Source organism: Niallia sp. FSL W8-1348 (assembly GCF_038006745.1).
Lineage (GTDB): Bacteria > Bacillota > Bacilli > Bacillales > Cytobacillaceae > Niallia > Niallia alba.
This window is the reverse complement of the sequence record NZ_JBBOVV010000001.1, coordinates 2472971-2495691: the sequence shown is the minus strand read 5'-3', so window position 1 is coordinate 2495691 and position 22721 is coordinate 2472971. Positions and strand designations below refer to the sequence as shown.

Here is a 22721-nt window from a genome sequence, read left to right as displayed (position 1 = left end):
TGCCATTCTGAAAAGAGAACCACCATGATACAAAAAGTTGGTCAAATCGGCATAATCGTAAAAAAAATAGAAAATGCCATTCACTTTTATAAGGAAAAGTTAAGGTTATCCCTATTATTTCAAACAGAGAATATGGCCTTCTTTGATTGTAACGGCTTACGTTTACTTATCAGTCTCCCAGAAAATAAGGAATTCGATCATCCGAGTTCCACTATTTATTTTCAAGTAGAGAATATAAAAACAGCTTTTGAGGAATTAATAAAAAACGAAGTCGCCGTTGTAAGTGAGCCTCATCTTGTCGCTAAGATGGAGACTACAGAAACATGGATGGCCTTTTTCCGTGACATAGAAGGAAATTTACATGTTTTAATGAGTGAGATAGTAGTTTAATATTGCTGCCTAATTAGGTAGCTTTTTTGTTTTTGAGGTGGGAGTAGTTTCAGGTTTGGTATTTGCTGTTGATGGACTCCTCTTTTTCGCTTGAGCATTGCTTTTTTGACTTTTATTTGCTTGATGAACACCTCTTTTCCCTCGGGCTTCTGCTTTTTCGGCTTTCATCCTCTTGATGAGCACCACTTTTTCCTCAGGCTTCCGCTTTTTCAGCTTTCATCCCCTTTATGAGCACCACTTTTTCCTCAGGCTTCTGCTTTTTCGGCTTTCATCCTCTTGATGAGCACCACTTTTCCTTTGTGCTTTTGCTTTTTGGGTTTTCATCCTCTTGATGAGCACCACTTTTTCCTCAGGCTTCCGCTTTTTCAGCTTTCATCCCCTTTATGAGCACCACTTTTTCCTCAGGCTTCTGCTTTTTCGGCTTTCATCCCCTTTATGAACACCTCTTTTCCCTCGGGCTTCTGCTTTTTTGGTTTTCATCCTCTTGATGAGCACCACTCCTCCCTCTTCTTCCTTCACTTTCATCTTTTTAAAAAACAACATTCCCCAAATTTTCCATTGACAAATCCTTCCTCTCTATATAAAATACTGAATAATTTTGCAAAATTATAAATTTGATTCGCCCAAAAGCGAATTAAAGTAAAAGGAAGAGATCCATGGATAACCTAAACCTTTGGATTAAAAAACATGTACGTATTATTTACTCTCCCTTCCGTGAATTATTAACAAGCTTACATGTTATATACAATCCAGCCCACCACCTGACGAGGCTGGAATGGGCAGAACAAATAAAAAAAGAAATACCGAATCAGCTATGGGAAATGATCCAACTTTTTGGTGAACTAAGCAATGGATGGCTCAATTTTCTCGATTTAGACGATTATCTTTTATTGGAAGAGAAGCATGTGGAAGAAGCAATTGAGCGATTACGCATGCTTCCGGAAAACCAATTTATCGCTTTCCTTCTTGGTAAAAGAATACACACAAAAGCAAATGTTATGGAACAAAAGTTACTAAAGAAGCCTAATTATTACCGAAATCAGCTATGCGATTTGCTTTATGATTATCATCAAACATATTTTGCCCGTGAATTGTATCGAATGGAACCATGGTTAATTAAGTCTGTTTATGAGTTAAAAAAAGCAATAGAGGCTAATCCATATGAAGCGATGAACTCTATCCATCCTCGCTTTAAGCTTGATCAAAAGTCGATACGATTTTATAAAGCAGACACCTGGATTTTTACTTATGAAGAAATAGAAACATTGACGATTTATCCATCCAGCTTTATTGCTCCACATCTCTTAGTTGGTTTGGAAGTGCCGACAATCATTGTTTATTTACATGTTCCCTTTCCTAATCAGGCAGAGAACAAGCAAGATATTGTACCTGTGGACTTGCTTTCTGTTCTGGCTGCATTAGGAGACAAAACAAGGTTACAGTTATTAAAACAAATGTCAGAACATCCATTTTGTACACAACAATTATCTGAATCTACAGGTCTTGCAAAAGCGACTATTTCTAAGCATTTAAAAATATTAGAAAAGGCAAATTTAATTACTGGTGAAAGACACGGACATTTTGTCTTTTATAAAACGAATTTACCAAAATTAGACCAATTGAAGGTCGACTTAAACCAGTTTTTTGATCAGCCTTCCCTTGGTCAAAAGGAGGATACATAAATGTGGTTGAGTATTTCTGCCACCTTTTGGCGAAACTATCTCGTTATGAGAAGAGCTTTTCCTTGGTCTTTTTTTCTAGGTCATATATTAAGTGCCATTTATATAATTATCTTTGCCTATCTGACCTACTTCTTTGTTTTTAAGGGGGACTTATCATCTAGCTTCTCTGCTTATGCGGGCACAAATGATTACCTTTCTTACTGTATTTTAGGAGGCTTATTATATTCGTTTTCTGTATCTCTGTTGATGATTACGAGTCGCACACTCATTACAGAACTAAGAGAGGGCACTCTAGAATCTCTATTGCTAACACCTTCAACAAGAAAAGGTTATTTTCTCGGATATGTTGCTCAAGGATTGATTAGAATCATGATGGAATTTCTCGTTATTATTGCTATTGGCTCTTTATTTGGCTTGCATTTACAACAAATTAACTGGTTTCATGTGTTAATTGTTCTTGCCATATTGATCCTATCTACCTTTTCGATGGCATTAGTATTAGGCTCCTTTATGCTCTTTTTTAGAGATACATATATTACACAAAATACGCTATTTGTTCTTATGGGGCTTGTATGCAGCATCACTTTCCCTAGTGACTTTTTACCAGAAGGTGTGAGATGGATTAGCCACATAATGCCGCTTACCTATGGAGTAGATGCCTTACGAATGGTTTGGATTGAGGGGGTTGCAATAAACGACCTATTAACCCCATTACTAAAAATAGTCATCCTCGGACTGATTTATTTGCCCATCGGCTCGTATTTAATGAAAAGAATGGAGAAGTACGTATTAGAAAAGCACTTTGGATAAGGAGTGAAGAAAAATGATAGAAGCAAAAGGAATTAGTAAATACTACACGATAAAAAAAAGAATGAACTTTTTTCGCTCAGAAAAACAAATTGTCTGTGCAGTAAAAAAGTTAGATTTATCGATTAATGAGGGGGAAATTGTTGGCTTACTCGGTTTAAATGGGGCTGGCAAAACAACTACAATAAAAATGCTAAGTACTTTATTAAATCCAACAGAAGGTCAAATAACTGTTGATGGGGACGACGCGGTAAAAGATGCAATGAAAGTAAAAAAGAAGATTAACATGATTGCCGGAGGAGAAAGAATGCTCTATTGGAGATTGACTGGAGAAGAAAATCTCCGTTATTTTGGAAAATTGTATCAACTTTCTGGTCTCCAATTAGAGAAGAGAATTGCATACCTTCTTGATCAAGTTGGTTTATCCGATTCAAAAGATGTTCCTGTCGAGCTGTATTCCAAAGGAATGAAACAAAGGCTACAGATTGCTAGAGGGCTTATTAATGATCCAAAATATTTATTCCTTGATGAGCCTACTCTCGGTCTAGATGCACCAGTAGCTAAACAATTAAGAGGATTAGTAAAAGACCTAGCTAGTCAAGAGAATAAAGGAATTTTATTAACTAGCCATTATTTAGAGGAAGTGGAAGAGCTTTGTGATCGTGTCTATATTATCGAAAAGGGAACCATTATTTTACATGATACACCAGAAAAAATTATTGCTTCCGTTGTAAAAAACTATCATTTGATGATAGAAACAAGCTCATTATCTGTTGCTTTGCAAAACAAAATCAAAAAGGAATTAGTAAATTGTACTATACAGTTTACTGATTTAACAGACAGTACCTCTATTCATATAGATGCACCATTTGACCCTACTTCTTTCTTTATTAATATTTGTATGAATGAAGCCATTTCTATTCTTAAACTTGAGCTGAAGCGTCCTCGATTAGAAGATGCGATTCTCACCTTAGCAAAGGAGAAATCGGCATGAAGATGTTGACTATTTTACATGCGGAGATGGTAAAAAGTCATAGGCATAATTTTCATAACAAGCTGATTTATTTTTCCTTGCTTTTTTGGCCTGCTTTATTATTTGTTACCGCCTATTATTCTTTTAAGCCTTTTAACTTAACAGACTCTAGTCCCTTATCAGCCTATATGAATGTTGATCAAATTACAATGTTTCTCCTAACTGGCTACTTGGGCTATATTTTTTTCTGGAGCCTAGTCCAATCCGCTTGGAATATGAGCTATGAACGCCAAGCAGGGACACTTGAGCTTATCTTTCTAACTCCTGCAAACCGCTTGATGATCATGTTTGCTAGAGCTGCCGGAAACCTTCTAGAAGCAGTATGGCTATTTACTGCTTTCATCCTATTAGTGCTTGTCGTTACAGGAAAAGCAGCTGATATTTATTGGACTCATGTTCCATTAGCACTGTTGCTTCTTAGTGTATCTGCTATTGTTTGGGGCGGATTCTTAAATATTGTATTTCTGTTTTCCCGTGATGCGGGAATACTTTTTACCATCTTTGAAGAGCCCATGCAGTTCTTCTCCGGTGTCCGTATTCCTGTGCTTGCCTTTCCAATTTGGGGAAAAGCAATCGCATACCTTTTCCCTTTAACTTATGTACTAGAAATATTCCGGGATTTAGTGTTGAACGGAAAAAATTTCACCCAGATGATTGGACAATATTCACTCTTACTTACAATCATCCTATTATTATGTATTTCCTCTGTGTTTTTGTTAAAAAAGGCAGAAACACATGCAAAAGAAACAGGTAATATGGTTCTTTATTAACCCTCCTAAAAGCCTCCGTGTTTCACGTGAAACACGGAGGCTTTTAGACGATTCTTGCCTTTATTACTATTACTTTTTATTTTCTAGGAAATAAAAAGTAGACTTCCATTAGTGGAGGGTTTTTCTCATCCTCCACCTAGCTTCTTCGCTTTTCCATAGCTTACAGTTGGGTCTTACTGCCCAATTAAAAGTAGGATAATTAAACAAGAAAATCGACAAGTTTTACAACATAAGACAAGGCCTTAACGACTAACTTCTTCCAAATAGCTGCCTCTGATTCCTTTACTTTATTATCATTTTTATAGCTTCCATCTTCTAAAACTTGAAGACTATGTTGATCGATTGTTTTATTTAATTCCTTTTGTAAATAATGAGCAAAATCTTTACTATCAATTAAAATCATTGTTTCTGTATTTAAAAAAGTACTTCTAGCATCTAAATTGTAAGAACCAATTAAACTAATTCTCCCATCAAAAATATATGTTTTTCCATGAAGAGATTCTGTCTTTGCCTGATATTCAAATAATTCATCAACCGAATCAATAATTTCCTTTCGATTAAACCAATAACCAGAAAAAGCAAGCAAATTTGGAGTGGAAGCAATAGAGTTCGTTAGTACCTTCAAATGATTAACTGTTATCTTCTCTGAATCTACATACTCAAGCATTTTCTTAGTCGGAACGATATATGGACTTTCTAAATAAATAGACTTTGTTGCTTGTTCACTTAAAGAAACAAGTTCTTTCCAAATAAGTGGATCTTTATTGATTCGTTGATGTGGATTGTAGAGAAAATATACCTTCTCTGCTGGGTAGGCATCCTTTTTCCAATCTATGTCTTTATTGATCGGTAACGGATAGATATCTTTCGCATTTTTTAATGATCGAAGAGCCTCTTTCTCTTTGTTCTTTCCTAACGCTTCCTTTCTGTGGGATATTTTCTTCACTGCCTTCTCCGTATATGGATGTTCCCATACAAATTGATAATAATCTGCCATTTGTGTTAATACACTGGCCTTGTTTCTTTTTGTTTCTGTGAAAACGAGCACATCCCGGTCATTTGATGCTCCTTTAGAGCCTGCCGCGCTAAAGTATTTGTCCCCTATATTTCTGCCACCAACTAACGCAACCTCTTCATCAATGATAAAAAGCTTATCATGAAATCGATTATTCCATGTCCACGGCTTCCCTAAATGAAGTGGCTCATAATACTTTAATTCGATATTCGGATGAGCAAATATTGCATAGCTATATAAACGTAGATCCTGATTGAATTTATTAACTATTCCATCTAATAAGATCCGCACTTTCACACCACGATTGGCAGCATCAAATATACAGCCAAAAAATAAATCGGCGTATGGTCCCTTATGAATTGCATAAGTAGAAATATCAACAGATTCTTTTGCATTCTTTATCAACTGTAACCTGGCCAAACCTGAGTCTTCCCTATCTTGAAGTAATACCACTTTGTCTGGTGACACTCCTTTTATATCATTCTGATTGAGATCAATCTTTGGCTTCCAAGAGGAATCTGCCTTGGGCTCATGAAAAGAAGGTACGATAACACAGGAAACTACAATATAAAGGAGATAGACTCCAGCTAGCACTAAGATTATCTTCAGACTTTTACCTATCATATTGTCTCCCACCAATTTTTTATGTATACTTATCTTCTCCTTCATTTAAACAATTATGAAAAGAAGAATCGCTTTCTTATTAATTACTATTTACCGTTTATATAATGTATACATGAATGATATTCAAAGGCTGTTTTCTAAAGGATTGTTGTTATTTCAATAGGAAAAAACAATTAGTTGGAAAAATGGAGCAGCCGGAATACACGAAGACTCCTGTGGGATTAGCGAGACAGTCTGAGACCCCGGAGGCGAAGCTGAGGAGGCTCAGCGCGAGCCCCACGGAAAGCGAAGTGTATTCCGGCTGCGGGTAATCGCAACAAACTTTACGAAAACAGCCTATTCAAAAGAATGATTTAGAGCCATAATGATTTTTCTTATTATTCAGTATATTCCTCCTGTAATTTGTGTTTTTTCCAATGTAAAATCACAAACCTACTAAAAAGATTTGCTCCATCCATCCGAATCATAGATTTAAACAAATTCATTAAATGTTTAATAGATTAATTAAATTTACCTTAATTGAGAAAAAACCTTAATAAATGAAAATTAACGGTTAAAAAGCGATATTAATTTAATCTCAGTGCTAATGTTATTAACTATTTTACAAATTAGACAGGATACACAGTCCATTAAAATTAAAATAATTATAATTAAGTAACACCTTATCCTTGACAAAATAATTAAGTTTATATAATAATAAATGTTGAATTGTAATTATTATTATTTGCATAAGTTTAGATTATTCGTCTAAACTAGTAATAAATTTATTTTTAATAGGAGGAATTTAAAAATGTCAATTATCGGAAAAGAAGTTGCACCATTTAACGCTCAAGCATTTCATAACGGTGAATTCATCTCAGTAACAGAAGAAAACTTAAAAGGTAAATGGAGTATTTTCTGTTTCTACCCAGCTGATTTCACTTTCGTATGCCCAACTGAATTAGAAGATTTACAAAATGAATATGCAAAATTAAAAGACCTTGGAGTAGAAGTATATTCTGTTTCAACAGACACTCATTTCACTCATAAAGCATGGCATGATCATTCAGATGCAATCGGTAAAATTGAATACATTATGATCGGTGACCCAACACAAAGAATTTCTCGTGACTTCGAAATTTTAAATGAAGAAGCTGGTCTTGCAGATCGTGGAACATTCATTATCGATCCAGATGGTAAAATTCAAGCTGTTGAAATCAACGCAGATGGTATCGGCCGTGATGCAAGCACTCTAGTAAACAAAATCAAAGCTGCACAATATGTTCGCAACAATCCAGGTGAAGTTTGCCCAGCTAAATGGCAAGAAGGCAGCACAACACTTAAACCAAGCCTAGACCTTGTTGGTAAAATTTAAGGGAGTGGCTCTATATGTTATTAGATAACGAAATTAAAGGGCAACTGAATCAATATCTGCAAATGATGGAAGGCGATGTAGTTCTTAAGGTTAGCACGGGATCTGATGAAGTATCCCGTGACATGCTAGCCCTAGTGGATGAACTAGCTACCATGTCATCACATATCAAAGTAGAAACTACTGAATTAGAAAGAACACCAAGCTTTAGCGTAAACCGCGTTGGAGAAGATACTGGAATCACTTTTGCTGGTATCCCTCTTGGACATGAGTTTACTTCTTTAGTATTAGCTTTACTTCAAGTAAGTGGTAGAGCTCCTAAAGTAGATCAAAAGGTAATGGATCAAATTAAAGCAATCAAAGGTGATTACCACTTTGAATCATATATTAGCTTAACTTGCCATAACTGTCCGGATGTTGTACAAGCATTGAATGTTATGAGTCTTTTAAACCCTGGAATCACGCATACAATGATTGATGGGGCCGCTTTTAAAGAAGAAGTCGAAAGCAAGGATATCATGGCAGTTCCTACTGTTTTCCTCAACGGAGAATCATTCGGCAGTGGTCGTATGTCGTTAGAAGAAATTTTAGCGAAAATGGGCAGTACAGCTGATGCTTCAGAATTTGCTAACAAAGATCCTTATGATGTATTAGTAGTTGGGGGCGGTCCTGCTGGTGCAAGTGCAGCAATCTATGCTGCTCGTAAAGGAATTCGTACTGGTATCGTTGCTGAACGTTTCGGTGGCCAGATCATGGATACTTTAGCTATTGAAAACTTCATTAGTGTGAAGCAAACAGAAGGTCCTAAGCTTGCAGCAAGTCTTGAAGAGCATGTGAAAGAATATGACATTGATGTAATGAATCTTCAACGTGCTAAACGCTTAGAAAAGAAAGACTTAATCGAAATCGAGTTAGAAAATGGCGCGATTCTAAAAAGTAAATCTGTTATTCTATCAACTGGTGCTCGCTGGCGTAATGTTGGTGTACCTGGAGAAGCAGAATTCAAAAATAAAGGCGTAGCATATTGCCCACACTGTGATGGCCCATTATTCACTGGAAAAGATGTTGCTGTTATTGGTGGCGGTAACTCAGGAATTGAAGCTGCTATCGACTTAGCAGGGATTGTGAAACACGTAACAGTTCTTGAATTTATGCCAGAATTAAAAGCTGATTCTGTTTTACAAGATCGTCTAAATAGCCTACCTAATGTTACTGTTCTTAAAAATGTTCAAACAAAAGAAATTACTGGTACTGATAAGGTAAACGGTATTACTTATATTGAACGTGAAACAGGTGAAGAAAAACATATCGAACTTGCAGGTGTGTTTGTTCAAATCGGTCTAGTGCCTAGTACCGATTGGTTAGAAGGTACAGTTGAACGTAACAGAATGGGCGAAATTCTTGTTGATAAGCATGGTGCAACAAGTCTTCCAGGTGTATTTGCTGCTGGAGATTGTACAGATAGTGCTTATAAACAAATTATTATCTCCATGGGTTCAGGTGCAACTGCCTCATTAGGCGCATTTGATTATTTAATCCGTAACTAATAGTTGTGTTTGTAAAGGAGCTTCCTTCTTGAGGAGCTCCTTTTTATTGTGTGAATTCTGCTTAGTAGGAGGGGGTTTTTGTTAGAATTCTGCTGATCCCTGTGCTAAAATAGCTCTCTCTGTTACCTTTCTCTTCTCCTTTTCTCACTTTCCGGCTCTGAGAAGTCCTATTTAATTAAAACCCTCTTGATAACTAAAAAAGACTGCACTCTAAAAACAGAACAGCCCTTCGTTCATTCCACTTTATAACTCTAACTCCATCCATTCATCTGTTTCTTTAAAGCCGAACTTCTTGTAGACAGGCCTGCCAAGCTTTGATGCACCAAGCCACATTTTCGTAATGCCTAAGCTTTTTGCTTCATCTACTAATTTCGTTAATAAACCAGTAGCAATTCCTTTTCCACGATAATCATTTTTCGTATACATATTGGTCACGTAAGCTTTTTTTCCACTCTTATTAGTATAGGAAGGGGGAAAATCATAAATAACGATTGCTCCTGTTGCAATGATCTCCGTTTGCTCTTCTACTATCCATTGAATAAGAGATTCTTCTGCTAATTTTTTTTGAAAGAAAGCCTCTAACTCTTTATCAATATCTTTATCTGCTTTAATCCCCTCCTCTACTAACTGGATTTTCCTCCATTCCATTAGTAAGTTGGCATCATCAACAGTCGCTTTACGATAATTCATCTAATTCCTCTCTTTCCTATATCCTTGACGATAAAAATATTTATTCGTTCATTTCAAAATAAATTTACACCTTTTAAATAGATATGAATAATTTTTAAAACCATTATACCATCCCCTTTATTATCTTTTGAATAATAAAAAAATTCCCTATTATTTAAAAATATGAATAAATAACCTGAAAAATAGATCCAAATATACTAATCTCTTCAATAATTATCCAACAATAACTTTACAAGTCCATTAATTAATAGGTATAATAATTTTTATAGTTTTGAATGTTCACTACATATACAATATTCAGAATTAAACAATACAAATTAGGGGGAATACTTCATGAAGCGAAAAAATTGGTTATTGCTTCTCACTTTTGCATTTGTGCTAAGTGTCTTAGCAGCATGCTCTGGAGATAATACCAACGTTTCAACAGATGCAGACAATAAAGAAAGCAAATCAGGTGAAAAGGTCCTTAACTTTTTAAATCCAGAAGCGATTCCGTCAATGGATCCATCTTTAGCGACAGATGAATCTTCCTTTATCTATTTAGGCGCTACTATGGAAGGGCTTTACCGTTTAGATAAAGATACACAACCATCACCTGGAATTGCGACAGATCATAGAGTAAGTGATGATGGTTTAACTTGGACTTTTACATTAAGAGAAGATGCTAAGTGGTCAAACGGCGACCCAGTTACAGCAAATGACTTCGTATATTCTTGGCAACGTGCTGTTAACCCTGATACTGGATCAGAATATGGTCCGTATATGATGAATGGTGTAATCAAAAATGCTACTGCTATCAGCACTGGAGAACTGGCTGTTGACCAATTAGGCGTTAAAGCAGACGGTGATTATACACTTGTTGTAGAATTAGAAAATCCAACACCTTATTTTGAAACATTAACTACTTTCGGTACATTCTTACCATTAAACCAAAAATTTGTAGAAGAAAAAGGGGATAAATTTGCAACAAGCTCTGAAGACTTGTTAGCAAATGGACCTTATGCCATGTCTAATTGGGATAGTACAAGTAATTCATGGGTACTTGCAAAGAACGATAATTATTGGGATGCAAGTACAGTAAACATGGATAAACTAACATTTGAAGTAGTAAAAGATCCACAAACTGCGCTTAACCTATATGAAAAAGGATCTGTTGATCGAATGGATCTTACATCTGATCTAGTTGACCAATACTCAACAGATGAGAATTATGTAGTTTCAGCTGATACATTTGTGTACTTCCTTAAATTTAACCAAACAACTTCAGAAGCTTTAGCAAATCAAAACATTCGCCTAGCAATAAGCCGTGCATTTGATAAAGATGCTTTAGTTAATGAAATTTTAAACAATGGTTCTATCGTTGCGAATGGAATTGTTCCAACTGATTTTACTCCAATGCCAGAAACTGGTGAGGACTTCCGTAAAGTAAGCGGAGATCTTGTAACATATGATTTAGAAGCAGCAAAAGAATACTGGGCAAAAGGATTAGAAGAGTTAGGCACAGATAAAGTTGAGCTTGAGTTTTTAGCAGATGATGATGCAACAACGAAAACGTTAATTCAATATGTTGCTAATCAGCTTTCCACAAACTTAGAAGGCTTAACAGTTAACATTAAACAAGTTCCAAAAGAACAACGCCTGGATTTAGATTCCAATATGCAATATGAGCTTCAACTTTCTAGATGGGGCCCTGACTTCCTAGATCCATATACATTCATGAACCTATGGATTACAGATGGCGGAAACAATAAGACTGGCTATTCTAATAAAGAATACGATCAGCTAGTTGGCGATACTGCAACAAAATTTGCAACAGATAATGTTGCTCGTTACGACAACTTCCTGAAAGCAGAAAAACTATTATTTGAAGATGCACCAATTGCACCTGTTTACCAAGCTTCTAGAGCACAATTAGTTTCACCAAAAGTTCAAAATGTGTTCGTGAACCCATTCGGGGCAACATATGAATATAAGTGGGCTGACGTAGGAGAATAATAGAGAACTATTTCATCAATAAGCGGGAATATACCGAAGTAGGTATATCCCCGCTTATTTGCGTTTTCAACAGTTCCTAAGAAACTATCGCATTAGATATCTTTTCCTAGAACAAAAGATTCATTTTTCCGTATTCTACAAAAAACTTAGTTCGTTACATATACAAACTATTTAAACCTTGCTATACTTTTGTCTAGATAAGGACTTAGATATTCCTTATCCTTCAAAATTAAAATATTCCATCATCATGCACTTATTGGTAAGGAGGGGATTGCGTTCTGTTAACTGATCTGTTCCACCTTGTATGTCATCATGGATTTCTTCAAAAGAATATCTTCAACCATTCACCTAAAACCAAATGTATACGATTACATTTTTTCGTAACGGAGCTGTTATGTTAAGTAAGGAACACCCACTATTTCATTCTTGTTCATAAAGCCGGCTTTTCATTAATCATCACAAAAGGAGACCTAAATATGCTAAAACATTTACGTTCATCTATTATTACTGGATTAGCTTTCACTTTATTATTGCCTGCAGGAATGTCTAGTGCCGCGGCTAAAGAATCTGTACATGCATTAGAAGCAGATAAGCTTCGCACAAGATATCAAGATTCCTTCTCTATTGGTGCTGCTGTAGAACCCTATCAACTAGAAGGAAAAGATGCAGCTGTATTAAAACGGCATTTTAACAGCATTGTTGCAGAAAATGTGATGAAACCTATTAATATTCAGCCTGTAGAGGGAAAATTCAATTTCAAGGAAGCTGATAAAATTGTCCAATTTGCTAAAAAGAATGGCATGGAACTTCGTTTTCATACCCTCATCTGGCATAGTCAAGTACCAGAATGGTTTTTCCTTGATAAAGATGGAAAGCCCATGGTAAATGAGACTAATCCCAAAAAACAAGAGAAAAATAAGAAGCTTTTATTAAAGCGATTAGAAACCCATATTAAAACGATTGTTAAACGATATAAGAATGATATTCAATCATGGGATGTTGTCAATGAGGTTATTGATGATGGAAATCCAGCTAACGAAAAAGGACTAAGAGAATCTCCATGGTTTAAAATTACTGGAACAGATTATATAAAAGTAGCCTTCAAGACAGCCAAAAAGTATGCCAATAAGGATGCGAAACTATATATCAATGATTACAACACAGAGGTCAATCCAAAGAGAGACCGTTTATATAATCTTGTACAAGATTTGTTAAAACAGGGAGTACCAATTGATGGCGTTGGTCACCAGTCCCATATTCAAATTGGCTGGCCCTCTATCTCTGATATTGAAGCTTCCATTAATTTATTTGCTGGGCTTGGTTTAGATAATCAAATTACTGAGCTAGATGTCAGCCTTTATGGCTGGCCGCCAACACCAGCTTATCCAACGTATGAAGAAATACCACTTGATCGCTTTGAAGCACAAGCAGAAAGATATAATCAATTATTTAACTTGTTTGAAAGCTTAGATGATAAAATTAGTAGCGTTACATTCTGGGGCATCGCTGATAACCATACATGGTTAAATGATCGGGCCGAGCAGTACAATAATGGCGTGGGTGTCGATGCACCATTTGTATTTGATAAAAACTACAAGGTAAAACCTGCCTACTGGGCAATTATAGATTAAAGAAAAAAACACCACAAAGGAGTTGGAGTTTCGATTCCTTTGTGGTGCCTTCCTGTTTGCTGGTGTTTGATTTAATAATAAGCTTTATGATTCTTTCATTATCCGCATAAACTCTTCGTAGGAGCTTGCTTTTAATATTTTATGAACACTTGTATGGTCCTCAATAAATTTTCCGAGAACATCATACATTTCTTGCAAATCTTCTTGACTATTCTTTTTTACACATAACAAGAAGACAATTTGAACAGGATTGTTATTCCAATCAATTGGCTTTTCTAACGTACAAACACATAAAAAGGTCTTCTCTGTTTGTGGGGTAATTGGATGTGGGATAGCAACCAAATTCCCATAAGAAGTTGGCGCTACTTTTTCTCGTTCATATACTGCATCTAAAAATGGGCTACCCACTAAACCATTCTCCATGAGTTGTGTATGCAAATATGTTAAAACTTCTTCTTGAGTATGAAATGTTTTCTTTAAAAAGACAAGATCCTGGAGAAAAAAAGATTCAATCGGCTGATGATTGCTTTGCGTTACAATAAATTTTTCAATCGCCTTTAAATCACTTTCCTTTAGGATTGCATTTACTTCAATTACTGGAACATCAAATCTCTCCTTAATTGGAATAGAGCTAACGATAAAATCAACCTCAGTTAAATTATATTGATCGAGCATATAAAATTCTGTAGTTCCAACTACCTCTAAATTACTGCCAAAATAAGATTTTAGGCGATAATAAATTAACTGAGCCGTTCCAAGACCAGAAGCACATACTACCAAACAACGCTTTGGGCCAGATTGTAATTTGGTTCTTTCCATCGCTGCACCAATATGGAGAGCCAAATAGCCAATCTCATTCTCATCCATTTCAATTCCTGTGAATTCCTTAATTGCGAGCCCCGCTATAATTCCCGCTTCATAGGCGAGTGGATAATTATTCTTAATTTCTTGCAGCATTGGATTCCTAATATTCATGCCATATTTAATTCGATTGACAGCAGGCTTTAGATGCATGCTCATCCCAAAGATAAGCTCTTCATCCTTCTCAATCCCTAAATCTAATTTTTCTTCTATTTTTGACAGGACAAAGTTCACTAACTGAAGAATATCTTCTTCAATTACATGATCGATATGACCTTTTTTCTGTGTCACCAGCTTTGTTCCAAGTAAATGCATGGCAATATAAGCAACCTCTGCTTGTGGAAACTTAATTTGATATAGTTCCTCTACTTCTTTGACAATTTCATTTGCAACATGAAATTCCCTTTGTTGTTCTATTTCATCCATATCTGCATGAAATAATGCCACATAATGACCACTGACAATTCGTTTTTGGGCGATAACAATATGAATTAATAAATTATTTATAGCTATATCAGATAAGGTAATTTGATATTTTTTTATTTGTCTTAAAATAATTTCTTGGATTTGCTCCATATTTTCGTCATCTAAAATTGATGGTAGCGGACTGTCTATAGTATTTGTTGTTTGTTTTTTTCGATCAAGTACATATTCCGATAAACAGAATCGCACCTTGATTTCATCCCCAACTGCCTTAAGTCCATAATTTGGTCTTGCCTCTAGGGTAATATCATACTTTTGCAGAATTTCTTTCACACTTTTAATGTCTTGTTGAATCGTAGACTTGCTCACATACAACTCATCTGCAAGATCATCCAATTTAAGATAATGATCATTTAGTAAAAAACGAATAATAATATAAGTCACTCTATCCTCTGGGGTTTTGGGAATGCCTGAATGAGATAGTGCGTTTTCTACAAATATAGAATGTAGATATTGTTGAAAGACGGATTTATCCCAAATCTCCAATGTATAGCCCTTTGATATAACAGATAGTATTTTCGCACCATGCTTGTTTAATATAGTATCTAGGTTTTTAATATCTTCTCTCGTTGTACGAGCTGTCACTTGATTAACGGTAGCTAAGTACTCACCTGTCAGAGGTGTATCCGCTGCCAATAACTCACGTAAAACTTGTTTCATTCGGGAGCTTAACAAAATAAGGTCTCCTTCCTTTAATATATTTACAAATATTTCTATATAAATATAATTTCTTCCTATTATTATAACAAGGTGTATTACTATTAAATGCAGCCTACATACCCTTCACTTTCTATAGGCTTCACATACTAATCCCTTAAGAGTCTACATATATAATAAGGCTGCAACGTGCTATTTGAAAATTTTTCATCTCTAGAAATAATAATCTTATAGAAAACAACTTTACTCAAAAAGGTTCTGATCTTAATCCTTGATCAGAACCTATCTTTTATATCTTAAAAAATTATATCAGAAATATTAACTATTGATTCTAAAATCCATTATTAGTTGCTACATTTTTAAACCAATAGGCACTTTTCTTTGGCGTTCTTTGTTGTGTCTTTATGTCTACAGAAATAAAACCATAGCGATTTTTATATGCATTAGACCAAGACCAGTTGTCCATGAACGTCCATAAATGATAGCCCTTTACATTGCAGCCTTCTTCAATCGACTTATGCAGCCATTGTAAATGACCTTCAATAAATTCAATTCGATAATCGTCTTGAATTTGACCGTCTTGTAAGAAACGTTCCTCATCTTGAACTCCCATGCCATTTTCGGAAATAAATGATTCCACATTCCCGTAGTTTTCCTTTAAATTTACCATGATATCGTAAATACCTTTTTCGTAGATTTCCCATCCGCGATAAGGATTCATCTTTCTACCTGGCATTTCATATGAATCAAAGAACCACTCTGGCATAAATGGACTATAAGGGTTCGGCAAATGTTCTTTTGCCTTTACTCGGCGTGGCTGATAATAGTTAACCCCAAGAATATCGACTGTATTTTCTTTCATTAATTCTAAATCACCTTGTTCTACATTTGGTAGTTGTCCATGTTCACGTAGTATTTCTACTAATTCCTCTGGATATTCACCAAGAACAGCAGGATCTAGGAAGCTTCTGTTAAAGAATAAATCACAAATATTTGCAGCTTTTAAATCAAATGGATTCTGGCTTCTTGGATAAGATGGCGTTAAATTCAAGACAATACCTATTTTTGTATCTCCGTCTTTATTCCATCCTCGAAAAGCTTGAACTGCTTTAGCATGAGCTAAAACCGTATGGTAGGCTACTTGTGCAGCCTTCTTAAAATCTACGATATTCGGATAATGGAAATCGTATAAGTATCCACCTTCTACTGGAACAATCGGTTCATTGAATGTAAACCATTTTTTCACACGATCACCAAATAGTTGGAAGGCTTGTAAAGCATACGCTTGATATGCATCTACTACTTCTCGATTTTCCCATCCACCAATGTTCTGCATTTCTAGCGGCATATCGAAATGATACAGGGTAACGAATGGCTCGATTCCATTAGCTAATAATTCATCAATGACATTATTGTAAAAAGTTACAGCTTCTGGATTAACTTCTCCCCGTCCGTTTGGAATTAATCTAGACCAAGAAATAGATAAGCGGAAAGAATTATGACCAATTTCCTTCATCAATTGAATATCTTCTTTGTATTGATAATAGAAATTAGAAGTAGTTTCCGGCCCTACATTATTAAAAAAGCGATTTGGTTCTGCCTCATACCAATGGTCCCAAATGTTTTTTCCTTTTCCTGCTTCATTTGCTGCGCCTTCAATTTGTGTTGCAGATGTGGCACTTCCCCACCAAAAACCTTCAGGAAATTTGTATTGAACAGTCATTTTAAGAAACCTCCAAAATTATTTATTACGATAAATCTCAATTATTTCAATAGCTAAATCACGAACAGTAATAGCTGTCATTAAATGATCTTGAGAATGAACTAAAATAACATTCACACCAGCACCATTTCCGCTCGCTTCCTCTTGGAGTAGTCTCGTTTGAAAACCATGTGCTTTACCAAGTTCTGTACTTGACTCTTCTATTAATCGATCCGCTTCTTCAAAGTTCCCTTCTTTTGCTTCTTGTATTGCTTCCATTGCACATGAACGTCCATTTCCAGCAAAGAGAATAATTTGAAAAGCTATTTCTGTCATTTTGTTATCTGTTTCCATCCCTGTCACTCCATTTCTAAAACCAAAGGGGATTTTACACTTAAGCTTAACTAAGGTAAAAACCCCTTTCTCTTAATTTAAAATCCTACTTCTATCTTTCTTACTTCTTATCCTTTTTTTTCTGTTTCATAATAATTTTTATCTAGAACTTTAAGGAATGGCCACCAAATCACCATTACAACAAGTAAGTTAAAGATTTGCAGTGCTGCCCCTCTCCAATCATTACCAGTTGCTAAAAATCCACTGATACCAATTGGTGTTGTCCATGGAACAATGATTCCTGCTGGTTTCGGAACAATTCCCGCTGACATGGTTAGATACGTAATAATAGTTACTACTACTGGTGCTAATAACCAAGGAATTAGAACTAATGGGTTCATGATAATTGGTAATCCAAAGATAATGGGTTCATTTACGTTAAAGATTCCTGCTGGTCCACCTAATTTTCCAAGTTCTTTTGTTTGTCTGCTCTTACCAATTAAGAAGATAAGGATGACAACACCCAACGTCATTCCAGTACCACCCATACCAACTAGGAACGTATCCATAAATTGTTTTGTTATAACATTTGGAAGCTCTGTTCCTGCTTGGAAAGCACTAAAGTTTTGATCATTTAATGCATACCAAATTGGATCAAGTACAGAGTTCATAATAATTTGACCATGTAAACCAAAGAACCAGAATAATTGAATTAATAATACCACTACGATTGTTGCTGGCAAGCTACTACCTAGAGCAGTTAATGGTTCTTGAATGATTGTATAAATAAAGTTTTGTACTGTTTCAAATGGTGTAAAGCTAAAAAGAATGCGAATGATTAAAAAGATCGTTAATGTTAACGTAATCGGAATCAATGCACTAAAGGATCTAGATACAGAATCTGGTACACCTGGTGGCATTTTAATCGTCCAATTTTTCTTCACAAAGAATCGATATAGCTCTGCTGAAATAAATGCCGTGAATATTCCTAAGAACATTCCTTGTGCGCCTAGTATTGCGGTTGGAATAACACCTGTTACTTCCCCTAATTTTTGTGGATTTAAGATAAGGAAAGATGCTACCCCAACTACCGCACCATAAATTGCTTCGAGACCATAATGCTGTGTCAGTTTATATCCTATCCCCATTATGACAAATAGCCCCATTATACTTAGCGTTGCTGCAGATGCTGGTCCTAATGCATTTTGATAAGCAGCATATGCATCTTCGCTTATCATTTTATCTAGGAAAGGAAAGTTTGCAATTACAACAAAAATTGATCCAAAAATGATTAGCGGCAAGGCAACCATAAATCCATCGCGTAATGCTGCTAAATAACGATTATTGTTCAATTTCTCAGCAATTGGCAACAGAATATTTTCCAAAACCTCCATAAATTTATTCATAAGGTTTATCCTCTCTTTCTTCTATTAGTAAATGCTTTCATTTTAAAACGAATGATTACTTGTAATTCTCGATTAATTCTAACGCTTTATTTAAAACAGCTAATCCATCAATACGCCCGTAAGCAACTGGATCAATAACATCTAATGGGATTCCAACTGTTTCTGCCTGACTTGCTAGTTTCTTTTTCAAGAAGCGCATTTGTGGACCAATTAATAGCACATCTGCACGTTCCATATCTGTTTGTGCTTTATCTTGAGCAACAGCCCAAATTTCTGCTTCAATGCCATTTTCTTTTGCAGCATCTTTCATTTTTGAAACTAATAGACTAGTAGACATTCCTGAAGAACAAGCTAATAAAATTCTTTTCATTTTAACGACCTCCGAGTAATTTATTTTAAAGTAAATTATTTATTATGATTACTACGTTTTTATCTTACAACGAAAACCCTTTCAACTTAACATATTGTTTTTCCGTCTAAAGGAGGAAATGAAATGTTAACACTTTCATTTTTCATTAGAAAAAGACTGGGACATAACTAAACAGATAATAGGTAAAGGCGAACATTCTCTAATTTAGCACTTAATTGGTTACTTTCCTATATTGATTATTTATGTTTTTAATATAGTTAAATATAAAAACTATGTTGTTCCATTGCTCTACAGACACTCGCATTCCGCAGGAGTCGAGTATCTTCCGCTCCATTTGTAACTGCTAAACTAAAATCAACAGTTTCCGCCAGATAGAATTGAACACTTTTTTATCAAAATAACCACCAGTTAGTCTATTATGATTTTATGTCATCATAGTTTACTGGAGGATTTGAAAGGTGGAAAAGTTACATTTGTTTATAAAGGTTCATCAATTAAAGGAACAAGGATTTAAAGTAGCAGCTATTGCAAAAAAATTAGGGATTTCTAGAAACACAGTTTATAAGTATTTAAGCATGAATTTTAATCAAGCATCCGAGTGGGTGTTATCAACTGGGAGTAGGGAGAAAAAGTTAGATACACACCGTGAACTTATATTAAGTTGGCTAAAGGAACATCCTGATATTTCTTCTGCTCAGGTGGAGGACTGGTTAAAGGAAAAGTACCCTAGAATAAAAATTGGAAGTAGTACTATTCGGGGGTATGTTAGTGAATTAAGGGATATTTACCACATCCCAAAAGTGGTTCGTGTACGTGATCATGAAGCTGTGGAGGAACTACCGATGGGGCAACAAATTCAGGTCGACTGGGGAGAAATAACCGTAAAGAATCAGGGAAAAAAGCCTGTTAAACTATATTTTATTACCTTTGTACTCTCTAATTCTCGTTATAAATATGTGGAATGGCTTGATAGACCTTTTACCACTAGGGATACCATACGTTGTCATGAAAAAGCATTTCAATTCTTTGGAGGAATTCCGAAGGAAATTGTTTATGATCAAGATCATTTGATAACCGTTAGTGAAAATGCCGGAGATATAATTTTAACAGGGGAATTTCAAGCATATAAGCAGGAACGAGGGTTCCGAATTTACCTCTGTAGAAAGGCAGATCCCCAAAGTAAAGGGAAGGTAGAAAATGTAGTGAAATATGTAAAAAGGAACTTTGCAAAACACAGAGTATTTCCAAATCTAGAATCCTGGAATGAAAAATGTTTAGCATGGTTGAAGAGGACAGGAAATTACAATGTACATCACACAACAAAAAAGAGACCAGTAGAAGTGCACGCCCTCGAAAAGCAACACTTAACGCCAGTCTCCTCCCTGCTTTCTTTCGAAAGCAACCTTGTAAATAGTATAACAAGAACTGTTCATAAGGACAATATTATCAGATATCAATCTAATCGTTATTCGGTTCCTTTAGGAACTTATCGTCCAAGAGGTGATAATACGGTTTACATAGAAACCCAGGGCGAGGAACTCATTATTCGAGCAGACCTTCAAGGCGAAATACTAGCAAAGCATCCGATATGTCATGGGAAAGGTGAGTTGATAAAGAACCGTCAACACACCAGAGATCGCTCGAAAGGAATTCAAGCATATAAAGAGACTATTGTTCGTCAATTCAAAGATCAAGAAAAGGCTTTAAAATTTGTCAATGAAGTAACCCGGCAGTATCCAAGGTATGTAAGAGATCAGTTCCAAGTCATTCAATATGCCATTACTCATTTTCGCCCTCAAATAGAGGAAGCCCTGGCGGTTTGCCTAAAAGAACAGCTATGGAGTGCAAACGATTTACGTGATATTGCACAGCATTTGACCCGATTAAAGGAAGAAAAAGATGTAGAATCCCCTGCTTCTCTCGAAGCTAAAAGAAATAGCCCCGCAACAACCGCTACAGCAGTAACAAGGGATATAGAATATTACACGAAAATTATGAGAGGTGTTTCATAATGACTAGCACTGTACAACTATTACAAGAACAATTCCGCCATCTTCGGATGGTGGAAACCGCTGAAGAGCTGCCAATATTACTACGACACGCAGAGAAATCATCGTGGACTTATCAAGAGTTTTTACATGAACTTCTTATGCATGAAATGAAGAAACGCGAAGAAAAAGGGATTCAAAAGAGATTAAAGTGGGCTAGCTTTCCATATTTTAAAACACTTGATGAGTTTAATGTAGAAGAACAAATATCGCTTAGCACACGCCAATTAAATCAATTAAGTGAATTAAATTGGCTGGAACAACAATACAATCTAATTTTATTGGGACCCCCAGGCTCAGGGAAAACCCATATTTCAATTGGATTAGGAGTTGAAGCCATTCAAAAGGGATTTAAAGTAGCATTTTCAACAATGGGTGAACTCATACACTTATTAAAAACGGAAGAATATATTACAAAATCAAAATTGCGGTTAAAAAGAATAAAAGAATCGGATTTGGTGATTATTGATGATTTAATGTACATGGCAATGGATCAGAGGGAAGCAAATCTATTTTTCCACCTGGTTAACCATCTTTATGAACGTAGTTCTATTATTCTTACCTCCAATAAGGGCCCCGAAGAATGGGGTGAATTAATGGGAGACCAAGGGATTACAACAGCCATATTGGACCGATTATTACATAGAGTAGAGGTTATTCAAATGAACGAAAATGACAGCTACAGAATAAAGAATAGAACAACAATTTTTGAAAGAGAAAGTGTTCAAAATTAATTAGCAAAAAGTGTTCAAAACTACTTGACGGTTACAAAAGCCTTATTCCAGTAAAATAAGCATTAATCCTTCTTAACCTTAAATAGGGTATAATAAAGAAAACGTCTAATCCCCTATGTATCAAGGTATTAGACGTTTATCACTAGAAATCACAGAAGCGTTAATACACGCATTATACGAACGATTATTCTATTTATTGATAACTATGTTGAATAATTTAAGGAATGTCTTATTTTATAGATATTCCTATTTTCCTCTAGTAATTTTATTTAATTCAGATAAAGTTATTTTCTATTATTTCTAAATTCTATTTTATAAATAATCTACTTTTGAATGAATTAATATAAAACCGATACACTCCATGGATCTGGACGAATTTATACTTTCTTTCCATGCAACCACATGAATTACTACAATATCTAACTCAAAAAAGCAAAATTATAATTAAATTTCTGATTTCCTTTGAATATCCCCTTATCCATTATGTACTAATAAATTCTTTTGTGGTTGTTTTCATTATTGCCCATGATTCCCAATAGTTTAAATTACTTACATAGAATCTCAAATATTTCTATTTCATTATTAGGTATGT

At 35.3% G+C, this 22721-nt stretch carries 19 protein-coding genes; 11 read left to right on the top strand and 8 right to left on the bottom strand.

The annotated features are described in order from the left end of the window. Positions 1-24 precede the first annotated feature (24 nt). Positions 25-390: a VOC family protein gene (locus NST60_RS11985; RefSeq protein WP_169189471.1), complete on the top strand. Its 366-nt coding sequence runs from the start codon at positions 25-27 to the stop codon at positions 388-390. Between the two features lie 9 nt (positions 391-399). On the opposite strand, the gene NST60_RS11980 is transcribed toward NST60_RS11985, so the two are convergent. Then, the gene (locus NST60_RS11980; RefSeq protein WP_341098846.1) at positions 400-558 is read right to left on the bottom strand and encodes a hypothetical protein; all 159 of its coding nucleotides are present in this window, start codon (positions 556-558) and stop codon (positions 400-402) included. Between the two features lie 488 nt (positions 559-1046). Between NST60_RS11980 and NST60_RS11975 the strand changes: the two genes are divergently transcribed. From NST60_RS11975 to NST60_RS11960, 4 genes are read left to right on the top strand one after another with little or no spacing between them, the layout of a single operon-like run. Beyond that, the gene (locus NST60_RS11975; protein ID WP_224427580.1) at positions 1047-2072 is read left to right on the top strand and encodes an ArsR/SmtB family transcription factor; all 1026 of its coding nucleotides are present in this window, start codon (positions 1047-1049) and stop codon (positions 2070-2072) included. Then, entirely contained in the window at positions 2073-2882 is an 810-nt protein-coding gene (locus NST60_RS11970; protein WP_341098845.1) for an ABC transporter permease, read from the top strand. It abuts the gene before it with no gap. A gap of 13 nt (positions 2883-2895) precedes the next feature. Then, positions 2896-3873, top strand: a complete 978-nt coding sequence (locus NST60_RS11965) for an ABC transporter ATP-binding protein (RefSeq protein ID WP_341098844.1) — start codon at positions 2896-2898, stop codon at positions 3871-3873. Further along, positions 3870-4682, top strand: coding sequence for an ABC transporter permease (locus NST60_RS11960; protein WP_101728940.1), 813 nt, complete (start codon positions 3870-3872; stop codon positions 4680-4682). Before NST60_RS11965 ends, NST60_RS11960 begins: the two co-directional genes overlap by 4 nt. A 199-nt stretch (positions 4683-4881) precedes the next feature. On the opposite strand, the gene NST60_RS11955 is transcribed toward NST60_RS11960, so the two are convergent. After that, positions 4882-6321: a phospholipase D-like domain-containing protein gene (locus NST60_RS11955; protein WP_169189474.1), complete on the bottom strand. Its 1440-nt coding sequence runs from the start codon at positions 6319-6321 to the stop codon at positions 4882-4884. A 790-nt stretch (positions 6322-7111) separates the two neighbouring features. On the opposite strand from NST60_RS11955, the gene ahpC reads away from it, so the two are divergent. Together ahpC and ahpF are read left to right on the top strand one after the other, a co-directional pair. Beyond that, positions 7112-7675 carry an alkyl hydroperoxide reductase subunit C gene (gene ahpC / locus NST60_RS11950; RefSeq protein ID WP_016201574.1) on the top strand — a complete coding sequence of 188 codons (564 nt, stop codon included), beginning with the start codon at positions 7112-7114 and terminating at the stop codon, positions 7673-7675. 14 nt (positions 7676-7689) lie between these two features. After that, entirely contained in the window at positions 7690-9219 is a 1530-nt protein-coding gene (gene ahpF, locus NST60_RS11945; RefSeq protein ID WP_016201573.1) for an alkyl hydroperoxide reductase subunit F, read from the top strand. Between the two features lie 243 nt (positions 9220-9462). Here ahpF and NST60_RS11940 read toward each other — a convergent pair whose 3' ends face one another. Further along, positions 9463-9909, bottom strand: coding sequence for a GNAT family N-acetyltransferase (locus NST60_RS11940; protein ID WP_169189475.1), 447 nt, complete (start codon positions 9907-9909; stop codon positions 9463-9465). A gap of 333 nt (positions 9910-10242) precedes the next feature. Here NST60_RS11940 and NST60_RS11935 point away from each other — a divergent pair, with 333 nt between their 5' ends. Together NST60_RS11935 and NST60_RS11930 are read left to right on the top strand one after the other, a co-directional pair. Continuing rightward, entirely contained in the window at positions 10243-11904 is a 1662-nt protein-coding gene (locus NST60_RS11935; RefSeq protein ID WP_169189476.1) for a peptide ABC transporter substrate-binding protein, read from the top strand. Positions 11905-12380: 476 nt separating this feature from the next. Then, complete coding sequence (locus NST60_RS11930) at positions 12381-13535, top strand: endo-1,4-beta-xylanase (protein ID WP_101728945.1); 1155 nt, start codon at positions 12381-12383, stop codon at positions 13533-13535. An 84-nt stretch (positions 13536-13619) separates the two neighbouring features. On the opposite strand, the gene NST60_RS11925 is transcribed toward NST60_RS11930, so the two are convergent. The 5 genes from NST60_RS11925 to NST60_RS11905 all read right to left on the bottom strand — a co-directional run bounded on the left by NST60_RS11925 (position 13620) and on the right by NST60_RS11905 (position 19347). Then, a complete protein-coding gene (locus NST60_RS11925; protein ID WP_341098843.1) occupies positions 13620-15554 on the bottom strand; it encodes a BglG family transcription antiterminator in 1935 nt (644 codons plus the stop codon). Positions 15555-15867: 313 nt separating this feature from the next. Beyond that, the gene (locus NST60_RS11920) at positions 15868-17259 is read right to left on the bottom strand and encodes a glycoside hydrolase family 1 protein (protein ID WP_169189479.1); all 1392 of its coding nucleotides are present in this window, start codon (positions 17257-17259) and stop codon (positions 15868-15870) included. 18 nt (positions 17260-17277) lie between these two features. Then, entirely contained in the window at positions 17278-17592 is a 315-nt protein-coding gene (locus NST60_RS11915; protein WP_040342725.1) for a PTS lactose/cellobiose transporter subunit IIA, read from the bottom strand. A 107-nt stretch (positions 17593-17699) separates the two neighbouring features. After that, on the bottom strand, positions 17700-18977 hold the full coding sequence (celB, locus tag NST60_RS11910) for a PTS cellobiose transporter subunit IIC (RefSeq protein ID WP_101728947.1): 1278 nt from the start codon (positions 18975-18977) through the stop codon (positions 17700-17702). Between the two features lie 55 nt (positions 18978-19032). Next, positions 19033-19347 (bottom strand): PTS sugar transporter subunit IIB, encoded by a 315-nt coding sequence (locus NST60_RS11905; RefSeq protein WP_016201565.1) that lies wholly within the window; start codon positions 19345-19347, stop codon positions 19033-19035. A gap of 458 nt (positions 19348-19805) precedes the next feature. On the opposite strand from NST60_RS11905, the gene istA reads away from it, so the two are divergent. Next, positions 19806-21359, top strand: a complete 1554-nt coding sequence (istA, locus tag NST60_RS11900) for an IS21 family transposase (protein ID WP_341098842.1) — start codon at positions 19806-19808, stop codon at positions 21357-21359. Further along, positions 21359-22129, top strand: a complete 771-nt coding sequence (gene istB, locus NST60_RS11895) for an IS21-like element helper ATPase IstB (RefSeq protein ID WP_341098841.1) — start codon at positions 21359-21361, stop codon at positions 22127-22129. Before istA ends, istB begins: the two co-directional genes overlap by 1 nt. Positions 22130-22721 lie beyond the last annotated feature (592 nt).